Raw genomic sequence first — 14,340 nt, 5'->3', positions numbered from 1 at the left:
GCAGCTCTCCGTTGGGGCTGAACAAAAACGGCGGGCAGAAAAAAGACCAAACAGACAGCCAAGCATCGCCCACCGTGATGCTGTTGAATGTTTCAGGCCGGTCTCCGGGCTCATGAGTGGCGCTCTACAAAAGAGCAAGCCGACGTTGCGCCTTCCCATATCGCGGGGCGATACAGTGGCAAAAGGCAGCGTCTTGACTCATTTACCGTTGCGGGGGCAGCGCCGGGATCGCGGCAGCACTGTGTACAAGCGCGCTCACTCACCGGCTTCCCTGTTTCACCCTGTCGACCCCTAGGTCACAGAGCACCTGGAACAAGCCGCGAAGGTTAGTGGGTTGGGGGTGGAGCGTCAATTAAAGCTGGCCGGACAAGCCAAAGCGGCAAGCGGGCATTGCACCCGCTTGTTGCAGCGTTAGGCGGTGTTTATGGATTACGAGCCAGGTTTGCCGGCAGCACGCGCTTGGCACTCAAGTAAGCATTCTGCCAATACGCTTTGGCCAACGTATCCAGCTTCACCGTACCGCCAGTCTGTGGGGCGTGTACAAAACGCCCCTCACCCACGTAGATACCGGCATGGCTGACCTGCGAACCACCGCCCGTGGCGAAAAACAGCAAGTCACCGGTTTGCAGGTTTTCCTCACTGACATTCTGCGCACGCATCACGATCAATTCGCGGGTGGTACGCGGCAACGAGATGCCCGCCGCATCACGGTAGACGAAACCGATCAGGCCACTGCAATCAAACCCGGAATCTGGCGTGTTGCCGCCCCAACGATAAGGCGTGCCGACCAGGCCCAGCGCACGGAAGAGCACGTCTTCGGCAGCCGGCGAGAAACTCTGTGTGGAGTAATTGAACACCGGCTTGGGCTTGACGGCCACTGGAGCGGATGGTGGGCGGCTTGCGCAGGCGCTGAGGAGCGCGGCACAAACAAGCAGAATGAGGCGGGCTGAGGTCGACATGGGCAGAACAATCCTGGTCTGGATGCGGCTTTTCGCTGCCGAACGCTGAAAACCAGAACGCGCAAGCAAAGCTTGCGCGAACGGATTCCAACAATATCCAGGGATTCTAGCGCTTACACATCAAACTTCAAGTATCACTTTAACTTTACTTGCTAGCGGTAACCGTAGTCGGGGCCATGGCGAGTGCGCGCTTGGCTTCGATGAAAGTTTTGCTCCAGTAGCTGTCACCCAGGCTGTCGACGCGAACACCACCGCTGCGACGGCTGCTGGAGTGAATAAACTGGTTATCGCCCAAGTAGATACCGGCGTGGCTGACACGACCACGACCCGCTGTGCTAAAGAAAAGCAGATCACCCGGCTTGAGGTTGTTGCGTGCGACCAACGGTGCATTCACGTTGATCATTTCGCGCGTCGAGCGTGGCAGGTTCATGCCGGCTTCTTCACGAAACAGATAGCCGATGAAGCCGCTGCAATCGAAACCGGCTTCAGAGGTACCGCCGAAACGGTAACGCGTACCGATCAGGGACATGCCGCGTTCAAGAATGCTGTCGGCCAGAACTGGGAGCTGGTAAGGCTTGTTGCCGGCGAAGTCGGCCAGTTCCTTTTCGGTTGCCACTTCTTCTTCATAGACAGTCGAAGACTGGGAAGCAACGAATTTTGCCTGGGACTGCTGTTGGGTTTTGTGCTGCTCAGCCACTTGTTGAGGGTGGGAGGCGCAACCAAACAACAGGGTAACAAGTGCGAGGGGCACGAGGGGTGCGAAGCGATTTAGCATGGGCACGACCGTGGCTGATGTGTAAAGAAGTCGAGACTATGCCTTCTATCACATCGATTTGCAAATTCAATCGTGCTCTATGTGACTTCTTGTTTTGACCATGACATCTAAGCCCTTAACACCCCATACCTGCCTTTTGCGCGGCCAAAGTGGCCAAGACGCAGGTTTTCTGGCGCCTGAAATATGCCGAAAGCACCGAAATGACTGGGCTGGCTACCAGCCAAGGGTTTCTTTGAGGAAGGGGATGGTCAGCTTGCGCTGGGCTTGCAAAGAGGCTTGATCGAGCTGTTCGAGCAAATCGAACAACGCGCTCATGCTGCGGGTGCCACGAGTGAGGATGAAGTGCCCGACTTCGTCGGTGAGGTGCAGGCCGCGACGGGATGCACGCAGCTGCAAGGCCCGCAGCTTGTCTTCGTCGGACAAGGGGCGCATCTGGAAAATCAGCGCAAGGGTCAGGCGTGATTTAAGGTCGGCCAACTTGACCGGCAACTCACGCGGCGATGTAGAGGCGGCAATCAACAAGCGCCGGCCACTGTCGCGCAAGCGGTTGAACAGGTGAAACAACGCCTCTTCCCAGTCCGCCTTGCCGGCGATCACTTGCAGATCATCCAGACACACCAGCTCGTACTGCTCAAGATGGTCGAAGATCCCGATACCACGGTCCATCAACTCAGCCAACGGCAGGTACACCGCCGGCTCCCCCATCTGCTCGAAACGCAGGCACGCGGCCTGCAACAGGTGAGTACGCCCCACGCCGTGCTTGCCCCACAGATAGATCAGGCTTTCAGTCCACCCGGCGTCGGCTTCGCAGAGCCGCTCGACATAGCCGAGTGCAGCGGCATTGGCGCCTGGGTAGTAGTTGATAAAGGTGGCGTCATCACGCAGACGCACCCCTAGGGGCAGCTGAATCGGTTTCATGCTGACTGAACGGCTCCAAACGAACCGTGAGTGGCCTCTGTGTAAAGTTTGCAAAGTTTATACCCGTGACGCCAGGCGCACAATGCAGCAGACAACAAGCAAAATCAAAGGTTTGCGTCAGCCTGGGGCTGTTTGCGCAAATTGTTTGACACCTTGCGGCCCAGAAACAACAAACCCGGCCGAGGCCGGGTTTGTCATGTAGAGGTTACAGCTCAGGATCTTCGACCCCCGTGTACACATCGGAATCCTTGTATAGATCGTGCACATGACGCACCAGCACCATGATCACCGCCGCCACCGGCAGCGCCAGCAAGATGCCAGTGAAGCCGAACAGCTCACCGCCCGCCAGGATCGCAAAGATCACCGCCACCGGATGCAGGCCGATCCGGTCGCCTACCAGCAATGGCGTCAACACCATGCCTTCCAACGCCTGACCCACCATGAACACCGCGACAATCCCCAGCATCGGGTACAAGTCACCGCCAAACTGGAACAGCCCTGCCACCAGCGCCGAACCAATCCCGATCACAAACCCCATGTACGGCACGATAGCCGCCAACCCGGCGATCAAGCCGATCAACAGGCCGAGCTCCAGACCAATCGCCATCAAACCTGCCGCGTAGATGATTCCGAGCGCGAGCATCACCAACAACTGACCGCGCACGAACGCGCCAAGCACCTCATGGCACTCGTTCGCCAGGGACACAATGCGTTCCTCACGATCACGCGGCAGCAGGCTGCGGATCTTGGCCATCATGATGTCCCAGTCGCGCAGCAAGTAAAACGCCACCACCGGGATCAGCACCAGGTTGGTCAGCCAACCAATCAGAGCAAGGCTGGAGGCCGTGGCCTGGCTGAGCACCGCACCGACAATATCGGTGGTCTGCCCCATATGCTCACTGATTGCCGCCTTGACCTTGTCGAACTTCCAGAAGCCATCCGCCAGCCCCAACTTGGCCTGGGCCCACGGCATCGCCGTGTGCTGCAACCAGTCGAGCATTTGCGGCGCCAGTTCATACAAGCGAAACAACTGCTTGGCCAGCATCGGCACCAGCACCAGCACCAATGTGGTGATGATCAAGGTAAACAGGACAAACACCGTCACCACACCCCAGGTGCGTGACATGCCGACTTTCTCCAGGCGATCCACCACGGGATCGAACAGGTAAGCGAGCAGCAACGCGACCAGGAACGGCGTCAGGATCGAATGCAGCAGGAATACAAAAACGCATAGCAGGACAATCCCGCCAAGCCACACCCAACGACGCGTATCCGCCATACACCACTCCATCTGTCAGTGACTGCCTTCCTCTATATAGAAGAAAGACGATTATTTACCAATGAAAACGTAGTTGCGCCTGCGGCTCGGGAGTTGCGGGCGCCTGGGAGCCATCTGCCACCGGCTGCTGGGCCGGCGCCTGACCGGCAGGCACTTCCTGCAACTTGGCCAGGCTCAACTGGGTACGCAACTGATCGGCACTGCCATTGACTCGATACACAATACGGCTGCCATCCACGAGCAGCGGCTGGCCCCCAAAGGGCTCCAGAAGATGGCCCAGGGCTGCGTAGCGCTCCAGGTTCATGCCCTGCACTTCCAGCAACTGCTCGGTACTGACACCGGGCTTGACGGCAAACCGTGGCGCCAGCTTTTCGCTGACGGCCAACATGACGGCATCGGCTACCGCTCCGGTATCGGCCCCCTGGGCGGTGCCCTGCTCGCTTTTGTCACCCAGCCACAGGCGCCATTTGGCCTGCCACTGATTGCCATCCTGGCGGGCGTGCACCGCCAGCAATGCATCGGCGCCGTAACGCTCGGAGGCTGCGCGCAGTGGCGTGGCATCCGCGCTTTCAAGATTGGGAGCGGTGGCGACCACCTGCTCATCCAGGTCGCCCAGCGGCAGACGCAACGGCAAGCCACGATGCTGCGCGGCCCGGCGCAGGGCCTGGGCAACGGCTTGACCATCGCCGACCAGGCTGCTGCCGTCCGTGGAATCGTTGAGCCACCAGCCGAGAATCGACGGTCGGTTGCTGCCCCAGATTGCCAGGCCCGCCTGTCGCAACGCGCGATCGGTGCTGACCGGGTCGAAATCCACCTGCAGGCTTTCCGGCGGGCCGGCGTCGTAGCCGTACTGGGTAATGATCTGCTGCGGGTCTTTGCGAATCGCCGCCAGGCCCGGGCCATCGGCGGCCTTGGCGTCGCCGGTCAGGCGGATCACCAGGGTCTGCACGGCGCGCTGGGTCGCCTGGTCGCGCTCTTGGGGCGACTGGCTGCTGACAGGTTCAAGTACTTGATAGAGGCCATTGAGGGTTTCGGCATGACTCGCCAGGCTGACCAACGACAAACAGCCTGCAAAAAAGAATTTACACAAACGCATGGAAGATTCCCGAACGACAAAATTAACGGGTAGAACAGGCCGCCTGAACTCGGCTCGGCAAGGCTGTGACCACACCGACCGACAAAACATTCACAGGAGCCCGGTAAGTTTTCGTACTGTCATAACGATAGCGGGTTAAGGCTATACCTTAATACACACGACGAGAGCGGCGATTAGCATTTTTAACCGCGTTTTTTAACCTTTATAGCCCTGCCCGTCGGCGCGAGGATGGCCGCTGCCCCTCAAGCCTGATAAAATCGCGCGCCTTCGCAGACCGTCAATGGCTGGGCCTTTTACCAAAAGCCCCTGGCCGCTCGGTCGTTACCCCTGAATCCCCCCTAAAGGCCTGGATCATGAGCAAGCAACCCTCCCTGAGCTACAAGGACGCCGGTGTAGACATCGACGCCGGTGAAGCATTGGTCGAACGCATCAAGAGCGTCGCCAAGCGCACTGCGCGCCCTGAAGTCATGGGCGGCCTGGGCGGTTTTGGTGCCCTCTGCGAAATCCCGGCCGGCTACAAGCAGCCTGTGCTGGTCTCCGGCACCGACGGCGTGGGCACCAAGCTGCGCCTGGCCCTGAACCTGAACAAGCACGACAGCATCGGCATCGACCTGGTTGCCATGTGCGTCAACGACCTGGTGGTCTGCGGTGCCGAGCCCCTGTTCTTCCTCGACTACTACGCCACCGGCAAGCTGAACGTGGACACCGCCGCGCAAGTGGTCACCGGTATCGGCGCCGGTTGCGAACTGTCGGGTTGCTCCCTGGTCGGCGGCGAAACCGCTGAAATGCCAGGCATGTACGAAGGCGAAGACTACGACCTGGCCGGCTTCTGCGTTGGCGTCGTGGAAAAAGCCGAGATCATCGACGGCACCAAAGTCGCCGCCGGTGACGCCCTGCTTGCACTGCCATCGTCCGGCCCGCACTCCAACGGTTACTCGCTGATCCGCAAGATCATCGAAGTGTCCGGCGCCGACATCGAAAACACCCAGCTCGACGGCAAGCCACTGACCGATCTGCTGATGGCCCCGACGCGCATCTACGTCAAGCCACTGCTCAAACTGATCAAGGACACCGGCGCAGTCAAGGCCATGGCGCACATCACCGGCGGCGGCCTGCTGGACAACATTCCACGCGTTCTGCCAAAAGGCGCCCAGGCGATCGTCGACGTGGCCAGCTGGCAGCGTCCTGCGGTATTCGACTGGCTGCAAGAAAAAGGCAACGTCGACGAAACCGAGATGCACCGCGTGCTGAACTGCGGCGTCGGCATGGTCATCTGCGTGGCACAAGACCAGGTTGAAACCGCGCTGAACGTACTGCGCGAAGCCGGCGAGCAGCCTTGGGTCATCGGCCAGATCGCAACCGCCCCGGAAGGCGCGGCTCAGGTTGAACTGAAGAACCTCAAGGCCCATTGATGTCTCAGACCTGTGATGTCGTGGTGCTGCTTTCCGGCACCGGCAGTAACTTGCAGGCCCTGATCGACAGCACGCGCACCGGCGACAGCCCGGTGCGCATCGCTGCGGTGATTTCCAACCGCAGCGACGCCTACGGCCTGCAACGCGCCAGGGACGCGGGCATTGAAACCCGGGACCTGGATCACAAGGCTTTCGACGGCCGCGAAGCCTTCGACAACGCCTTGATCGAACTCATCGACGCCTTCAACCCCAAACTCGTGGTCCTTGCCGGCTTCATGCGCATTCTCAGCGCTGGCTTCGTGCGCCACTATGAAGGGCGCCTGCTCAATATCCACCCTTCCCTGCTGCCCAAGTACAAAGGCATGCACACCCATCAGCGTGCGCTCGACGCCGGCGACACCGAGCATGGCTGCAGCGTTCACTTCGTTACCGAGGAACTCGATGGCGGACCTCTGGTCGTACAGGCAGTGGTTCCGGTAGAGTCGACAGACTCAGCGCAGACGCTTGCGCAACGGGTTCACGCCCAGGAACACAAGATTTACCCGCTGGCAGTTCGCTGGTTTGCCGAGGGTCGGTTGATTCTTGGTGCGCAGGGTGCATTATTGGACGGCCAGTTACTCGCGGCCAGCGGCCACTTGATTCGAACCTAGGAGATTTTATGCGTCGCGCCTTGCTCTTCGCTTTTGCGCTGTTTGCTTTGCCAGCCGTGCAAGCAGCAGATTTACACCCTTTCTCCGCCAGCTACACCGCCGACTGGAAACAGTTGCCCATGAGTGGTTCGGCTGAACGCAGCCTCACCCACAACAGCGATGGCACGTGGACCTTGAACTTCAAGGCGTCCATGATGATCGCCAGCCTCACCGAAACCAGCGTGATCAAGGTTGAGAAGGACGCTCTGCAACCCAAGAGCTACACCTTCGAACGCGGCGGCCTGGGCAAGGCGAAGAAGATCAACCTGGACTTCGACTACGCGACCAACAAGATCACCGGCTTCGAAAACAAAGACCCGGTCAACGTCACCCTCGAAAGCGGCATGCTCGACAAGTCGACCTATCAGTTGGCCTTGCAACGCGATGTGGCTGCCGGCAAAAAAAGCATGAGCTACCGCGTGGCTGAGGGCACCGACACCGACACCTACGACTTCCGCGTGATTGGCCCGGAAAAAGTCCAGACCAAGGCCGGCTCGATTGATGCAATCAAGGTCGAGCGCGTGCGCGATCCGTCGCAGACCAAGCGCATCACCCAAATGTGGTTCGCCAAGGACTGGGGCGGCATCCTGGTTGCCCTGCGTCAGGTCGAAACCGACGGCAAGGAATACAACATCATGCTGTTGGACGGCACCGTTGACGGCAAGCCTGTCAAAGGCAACTGACCGAACGACACGACGAAGAGCCTCGCGAATGCGGGGCTTTTTTTCGCCTGTCGATTAGCCAATCGGCGGATGCCAACATGAAACTTCTGTCATAAAACTCCAGCCTCTGCGACGCAATGTCGCTATTTGCGCGGCCTGCAGGACTGTTGCAGTTTCTGCAATTAATTGTTGCGCGCAAAATCAGTTTACTTAGCAAGCTAACAAAATATATAACAAAGGCCTGCGACGACTTGCCGCAGATCAACCAGAGATTGGAGCAAGCAGATGACTGTAAAAGTAACTGAACGCGACGACGAACATATGTCCCACGAAGCGGTAGCTCACGGGATTCACATCTGGGATGTCCATCAGCAAGACGTATTGGTCGGTATGTTTCATAACGAGAGCGATGCCAACAATTATAAAAACGAGCTCGAAATTCTCGAAATGAAACGCCAGGCACAAAGCTCCTGAAACTCTGAAATTCGAGTAGGCCCCCAGCCCACGCAGCTGAGGCCCCTACCGCCCAAAAACCCCGCCCTCGAGCGGGGTTTTTCGTTTTGGTCATCAGCATCGCGCATAAACGATTCAGTTGTATGCAGCAACAAATAGACAACTGGTAATGATTCTCGATAATATTCGCGCACTTTTCAGCCGCCACATGACCAAAGGGAGTTCATCATGTCGAATGAATACAGCAGTGCACCGGAGCAATCATTGCTTAAACGCTGGGGGGAAGCCCTGGCGGCTCCGCAATTTCTGGCTCATCGTATAACTCTCGACACACTGATCGACACCCTCGTACCCGCAGCACAACGCAGCTTTCAACGCCTGATCCAGGCCCTGTTTCGTGAAGGGCTGCTGGACTCCAACGCACTCACCTATGACCAGCAAGGTCACTGCCGGCTACCACTGTCCGATAACGCCCATCTGCATTTCGAGCACCTGCGCCCAGGTCGCATGGCCAGTTGGGACCTGCGTGGCCCGATCACGCTTTGCCAAGTCAATCTGGCGGACCAGAAGATCCAATTCCCCTCGCAGTTGCTGACGTTGCTTAACGACGCCCTCGAGACGCCTGCCGACCCGCAGGTTCTGAACCGCCTCAATACCGAGATCGACGACAGTTTCGTCAACGACACGCTGTGCCTGGCGTTTCACGAGCAATGGAGCCTCAGGCTGCACGCCTCGATGAGCGCGGCCCATCAGGCCAACCTGCTGCGCTACCTCAAGGACGAACCCAGCGTTGCCAACCCGACTTCCGTGCTTGAACAGTGGGGCACGCTGGGTCACCCCTGGCACCCCAACTACAAAACCAAACTGGGCCTGGGCACCGATCAAGTGATTGATTTCTCACCCGAGTTCGAAGCGCGTTTCCCGGTCATCCTCTGTGCGTTGCACCGCCAGTACGCCCACGTCGAAACGCTGGCGGGTACCGCGGATTACTGGCAGTGGTGGCAAACCCAGTTTCCCCACGCGGCGCAACAACTGGTGACCGAACTCACCGCCCAGGGCCTTGAAGCCAGCGACTATCTGCCGCTGCCCGCCCACCCTTGGCAAGCTCGCCAGGAGCTTCCCCAGTTGTTCGCCAACGAGATAGGTGACCGTCTGCTGGTGCTGACCGATATCGTCGCGTTCACCGCCCACCCCACCATGTCCTTCCGGACGGTCTTGCCTGAAGGCCGGGCTGACACCCCTATGGTCAAGCTTCCTGTTTCGCTGCGCCTGACCAGCGTACAGCGCACGGTGTCGCCGCGTTCGGCGCGCATGGGCCCGCGCATCAGCCAGTTGCTGCTGACGATCCTGGCGCGCGAGCCCGCGATTCAAAAGGTGCTGAGCATCGTGCCCGAGCGGATCGGTGTGCATTTCAAGCCTCAACCAGCCAATGACGAACATTCCCGCCATCTGGCCGTGCTCTACCGTGACAACCCCCTGAGTCAGCTTCAACCGGGGGAGCTGGCCATTCCGGTAGGCAGCCTGTTTGCCATCGACCAACACGGGCAGCCACTGCTGAGGCAGTGGGTACGCCTGAGCAAAGGCCGGGACGATGCCGACGCCATGCTCGGGTTCTTTCGCGACTACGCCTCAATCGCCGTGCCAGCCCTGCTCGGCATGTACCTGCGCTATGGCGTCGCATTCGAGGCCCACCAGCAGAACTCCTTCATGGTCATGGCTGCGGACGGGCAGTTGAGCCGCCTGCTACTGCGTGATTTCGGCGATATCCGCATCGACCGCCAGACCTTGCACGCCCAAGGCCTGGACATCGAGCTGCATGATCCCAAGATGACCCTGTACGACGATGCGGGCTTTGTACGCGACAAACTGTTGCACACCGTCTTCATGTGCCACTTGGGCGAACTGGTGCTGCTCAGCGCACGTTATTTCGATATGCCCCAGGCGCTGCTCTGGAACGAACTGGCGGCCCAAGTCAGCCAGTGCTTTGACCAATTGCGCGACGTCGTCGCCCCCCAACGCTGGGAAGCCGAACGCAAAGCGCTGCTGGAGCAGGCATGGCCGGCCAAGTCCTTCATGCGCATGCGTTTGCTGGAGAGCCACGCGGATATCGTCGGGCGCCTGCCGAACCCGCTGAGTGCCGACACACATGCCCACTAACAGCACAGCGCTGCGGCTGCTGGTAGTGATCCAGCTGGTATCGATGGGGGCGATGGAAATGAGTGGCCCCTTCTGGCCCCTGCAGATCCAGAAATTGCTTGGCGACGCCAATGCCCACTACACCGGCCTGCTTTCGTCGCTGGTATATGCCGGGCCGATGATGGCGGCGATGATCCTGACGCCCCTGTGGGGGCGCCTGGGTGACCGCACCGGCCACAAGCCCATGATCATTCGGGCCCTGCTCGCACTAGCGGCCTGCCAGGCGCTGGCCGCCATCACCTTCGATCCCTGGCTGTTGGTGGCCATCCGTGTGGCGCAGGGCGCGCTGGCCGGCTTTATCGCGGCAGCTCAAGCCTACGCATTGGCCTGCTGTGGCGCCAGCGGGCGCGGTCACATCATGGCGCGCCTGCAGTCGGCGACCGCCGTGGGTTCATTGGCCGGCCCCGTATTGGGCGGCTGGCTGATGGATGTCTCGGGGTTCGCCCTGCTCTGCTACAGCGCCACGGCCGTCTGCCTGTCGTGTGCGGTGGTCAGCCTGTTCTTGCCCGGCGATACCCGACGCGTGCGCTCGAAACACAAGTCCACGCCCACCGCCCTGCCCAAAGGCTGGCTTGGGGCGATGCTGGGGATCATCGTGCTGATCCAGGCCGCCAAGATGATGCCCCAGCCGTTTTATGCCTTGTACGTCGCCGATGTCTTACACGCACCGGCCTGGTTGATTGGTGCCAGCTATGCCGCCAGCGCATTGACCCTGGCGCTGTCGGCGCCCCTGTGGGGCCGCCTGTTTGACCGGCACCCACCGGCATACACGCTGCGCATCATCGAATGGGTCACATGGGCCTGTGCCTTGACCCTGGCGTGCACCGCAATCGCCAGCGAATGGTTCGGCTTCCTCGCCAGCCGGTTGCTCTGGGGCCTGTGGCAAGGCGCGCTGCTGCCGGTTGCCTACACATTGATCGCCAACACCGTCGCGCCCGCGCAACAGGGTTTTGCACTGGGCCTGGGTAACAGCGCCGCCAAGGCGGGCGCTCTGTGCGGCGCCTTGCTGGGCGGCATCGGCATGGGAATGGTCGGCCTGGCCCACAGCTTCTGGCTGGTCGCGCTCACCTACGCCCTGGCTGCCCTGGGTATCCGCGCCATCCGCTCGTACACCCGCACATCCGTGATATCCGTTTTTTCTGTCAATACTTCTAATAATTGAAAGGCATGGTAATGAAAAAATCGCAATGGGCAGCACTGTTGCCTCTGATCGGCTCCATCAGTACACCCGCTTGGGCCGACTCATCCGAAGCTGCGCCCACTAACCTGCAATTACAGGCCACCGTCGTCTCGGCCACGCGCAGTGAAACCAGCATTGCCGCGATCCCAGGCTCGGTGCAGGTGATCGATGAAGCCCAGATCCGCCAGCAAGCGGGCGCAGGGCGACGGGTTGCGGATATCCTCGGGCAACTGGTACCCGGCATTTCGCCGTCCAGCGGCGGTATGAGCAACTTCGGCCAGACCCTGCGCGGGCGTAACACGCTGATCCTGATCGACGGCGTATCCCAGAACGCGACGCGCGACAACTTCCGCCAACTCAACAGCGTGGCACCGGAAAGCATCGAGCGCATCGAAGTGATCTCCGGCGCAAGCAGCGTCTACGGAGCCGGAGCTTCGGGCGGTATCATCAACATCATCACCAAGCGCAACAAAGGTGAAGACCTCGCGTTCAGCAGCAAGATCGGCATGACCGCCGGCAACAATCTAAGCCACAAGGGGTTCGCCTACGAGGCGTTCCAAAGTGCCACGGGGCGCAAGGGCCCGGTGGATTGGTACGTGTCGGCCAACGGCGTACAACGCAACGACCAGTTCGATGGCAACGGCAAGCGCATCCCCCAGGACACGTCCCAGGGCAGCAACATGGACACCGATACCTACGACCTTCAAGGCCGCTTCGGCTACGAGCTGGATGACGACAAGAAGATCAGCCTGTCGCTGCAAGACTATAAAGATGAACAGGACACCCGTTACACCAAGGACCCACGCAACAGCAACACCGCCGTGGCGGTAAAAGGCCTGGACCTGGACGACCAACCGTTCACCCACAACCAGGCGGTCAACCTCAATTACACCGACAGGGATTTCTACGGCCAGGGCCTGCAAGTCGAAAGTTACTGGCGCCGTGCCGACGCGCTGTTCTTCCCGGACCTGTCGCGGGGCCGCGCCGGTGTTTCCGATAACAACAGCGTGCAGGACGTCTACGGCCTGCGTGCAGCCATCGACACGCAGATGCCCGACATCGGCCCAGCGACCGGCAACCTGGTCTGGGGCGCAGACTATGACCACGAAACCTCACGCCAGCGTGGCGATCAATACCGGGTCAATGGTCTGACCTACACCAAGACCGGCACCACCTTCGAGCTGGGGCCGGACATCACGACCACCACCAAGGCGATTTTTGGTCAGCTGTCCTACGACATCGACGACTGGACCCTGCGCGGCGGCGTCCGGCGCGAGTGGATCGAAAGTAACGTTGCCGACAGCATCGCCTATGGAGAAATCGTTCAGACCGGCAACCGGGCAACCTTGCCGGGCGGCACCCTGAAATATGACGATACCCTCTACAACCTCGGTGCGGTGTACCACCTGAGCGAAAACCAGGATGTGTTCGTCAACTTCAGCCAGGGCTTTTCCCTGCCGGATATCCAGCGTTTCCTGCGGGACGTCAACAGCCAGTACGACATCCAGAAACTCAATGCCCAAGCACTCAAGGTCGACAGCTATGAACTGGGCTGGCGCGGCAACTGGGACAAGTGGCTGGCCAGCGTCACGGCGTACGAAAATACCTCGGACGTCACCCAGTTCTATGACGCCAATGACCGCGTGTTGCGCCTGATCAACCAGAAAGAACGTGTACGCGGTATCGAAACCAGCCTGACCTACAACGTCACTGATCAGTGGTCCGTCGGCGGCACGTACGCCTATGCAAAAGGCGAGACCCAGCAGAACGGTAAATGGATCGACCTGCCTGCCACACGCATCTCCCCGGCCAAGACCACCGCCTTTGTCGGCTATAACCACGACGATTACAGCCTGCGCCTGCAAGCCATGCGCCTGGACGACTATGATGCCGCGTTCAAGGACAACAACGGTCGCGATATCCAGGGTTACACCCTGGTCGACCTGCTGGGTTCGGTCAGGCTGCCGGTGGGTCGCCTGGAAGGGGCCATCTATAACCTCAGCAACCGCAACTACCAGAACATGTTCGCCCAGGCCAACGCGCGTGCGCCGTACCCGAATGCCGAGGGTCGTACCTTCAGCGTGAGTTACGCCGTGGATTGGTAATACGCTTGGCTGAAAGCACAAACCCCGCCTTTTGAGCGGGGTTTGTTGTTTCTAGGGCTTTACCACATCAGATCATCCGGGATCTGGTAGGCGGCGTACGGATCATCCTCATCCGGCACCTGGCTTTCAGTCAGGATGTTGAGCTGCACGATACGCTCCGGTGCGCGCTCCTGGATCTTCAGCGCCGCTTCACGCGGGATTACCTCATAACCGCCACCGTGGTGGACGATCGCCAGGGAGCCGTTGCTCAGCTTGTTGCGCATCAAGGTGTTGACCGACAGGCGCTTGACCTTCTTGTCATCCACGAAGTTGTAGTAATCCTCGGTGGTCAGCTTCGGCAGGCGCGACGTCTCGATCAACTGCTTGACCTGCGCGGTGCGGGCCTTGGCCTCGGCTTTTTCCTGCTGCTGGCGGTTCAATTCCTGGTCGCGCTTGACCTTCTCGGCTTTCGCCTCGGCAGCCAGGCGGGCCTGGGTGTCATCGGCCTCGGCCTGGCCTTTGTGAACCAGGCGCTGCTGCTTCTGTTTCTCTTTGCCGACCTGCTTGGCCTGCTTTTGGTTGACCAGACCTGCTTTGAGCAACTGGTCGCGAAGGGAAAGGCTCATGGTGCTTACTC

13 protein-coding genes and 1 riboswitch are annotated in these 14,340 nt (G+C 59.9%); of the genes, 7 read left to right on the top strand and 6 right to left on the bottom strand.

What is annotated here, in order from left to right; translation table 11 throughout:
• Positions 1-78: 78 nt before the first annotated feature.
• A riboswitch (cobalamin riboswitch) is annotated at positions 79-326 on the bottom strand.
• Positions 327-422: 96 nt separating this feature from the next.
• The 5 genes from C9383_RS27775 to C9383_RS27755 form a co-directional block, all read right to left on the bottom strand.
• On the bottom strand, positions 423-959 hold the full coding sequence (locus tag C9383_RS27775) for a C40 family peptidase (RefSeq protein ID WP_090369461.1): 537 nt from the start codon (positions 957-959) through the stop codon (positions 423-425).
• A gap of 145 nt (positions 960-1,104) precedes the next feature.
• Complete coding sequence (locus C9383_RS27770) at positions 1,105-1,734, bottom strand: C40 family peptidase (RefSeq protein ID WP_090369459.1); 630 nt, start codon at positions 1,732-1,734, stop codon at positions 1,105-1,107.
• Between the two features lie 213 nt (positions 1,735-1,947).
• On the bottom strand, positions 1,948-2,652 hold the full coding sequence (gene hda / locus C9383_RS27765; RefSeq protein WP_090369457.1) for a DnaA regulatory inactivator Hda: 705 nt from the start codon (positions 2,650-2,652) through the stop codon (positions 1,948-1,950).
• A gap of 205 nt (positions 2,653-2,857) precedes the next feature.
• Entirely contained in the window at positions 2,858-3,931 is a 1,074-nt protein-coding gene (locus C9383_RS27760; RefSeq protein WP_060756092.1) for an AI-2E family transporter, read from the bottom strand.
• A gap of 55 nt (positions 3,932-3,986) precedes the next feature.
• On the bottom strand, positions 3,987-5,027 hold the full coding sequence (locus C9383_RS27755) for a DUF2066 domain-containing protein (protein ID WP_060756093.1): 1,041 nt from the start codon (positions 5,025-5,027) through the stop codon (positions 3,987-3,989).
• 353 nt (positions 5,028-5,380) lie between these two features.
• On the opposite strand from C9383_RS27755, the gene purM reads away from it, so the two are divergent.
• From purM to C9383_RS27720, 7 genes are all read left to right on the top strand, one after another.
• Entirely contained in the window at positions 5,381-6,439 is a 1,059-nt protein-coding gene (purM, locus tag C9383_RS27750) for a phosphoribosylformylglycinamidine cyclo-ligase (protein ID WP_090369455.1), read from the top strand.
• Entirely contained in the window at positions 6,439-7,089 is a 651-nt protein-coding gene (purN, locus tag C9383_RS27745) for a phosphoribosylglycinamide formyltransferase (RefSeq protein WP_090369453.1), read from the top strand. Before purM ends, purN begins: the two co-directional genes overlap by 1 nt.
• An 8-nt stretch (positions 7,090-7,097) precedes the next feature.
• Positions 7,098-7,811 (top strand): DUF3108 domain-containing protein, encoded by a 714-nt coding sequence (locus C9383_RS27740; RefSeq protein ID WP_090369451.1) that lies wholly within the window; start codon positions 7,098-7,100, stop codon positions 7,809-7,811.
• 264 nt (positions 7,812-8,075) lie between these two features.
• Positions 8,076-8,264 (top strand): hypothetical protein, encoded by a 189-nt coding sequence (locus C9383_RS27735; RefSeq protein WP_060756097.1) that lies wholly within the window; start codon positions 8,076-8,078, stop codon positions 8,262-8,264.
• Between the two features lie 207 nt (positions 8,265-8,471).
• Positions 8,472-10,400, top strand: a complete 1,929-nt coding sequence (locus C9383_RS27730; RefSeq protein WP_090369449.1) for an IucA/IucC family protein — start codon at positions 8,472-8,474, stop codon at positions 10,398-10,400.
• On the top strand, positions 10,390-11,601 hold the full coding sequence (locus C9383_RS27725) for an MFS transporter (RefSeq protein WP_090369447.1): 1,212 nt from the start codon (positions 10,390-10,392) through the stop codon (positions 11,599-11,601). The genes C9383_RS27730 and C9383_RS27725 overlap by 11 nt, the downstream gene beginning before the upstream one ends.
• A gap of 11 nt (positions 11,602-11,612) precedes the next feature.
• Positions 11,613-13,724, top strand: a complete 2,112-nt coding sequence (locus C9383_RS27720) for a TonB-dependent receptor (protein ID WP_090369445.1) — start codon at positions 11,613-11,615, stop codon at positions 13,722-13,724.
• Between the two features lie 59 nt (positions 13,725-13,783).
• On the opposite strand, the gene C9383_RS27715 is transcribed toward C9383_RS27720, so the two are convergent.
• Entirely contained in the window at positions 13,784-14,329 is a 546-nt protein-coding gene (locus C9383_RS27715) for a DUF2058 domain-containing protein (protein WP_060756101.1), read from the bottom strand.
• Between the last annotated feature and the right edge of the window lie 11 nt (positions 14,330-14,340).

The sequence above is a fragment of the Pseudomonas palleroniana genome (assembly GCF_003031675.1).
Lineage (GTDB): Bacteria > Pseudomonadota > Gammaproteobacteria > Pseudomonadales > Pseudomonadaceae > Aquipseudomonas > Aquipseudomonas palleroniana.
Note: the sequence above shows the minus strand (reverse complement) of the source record. Positions and strands in the feature narration are given on the sequence as shown.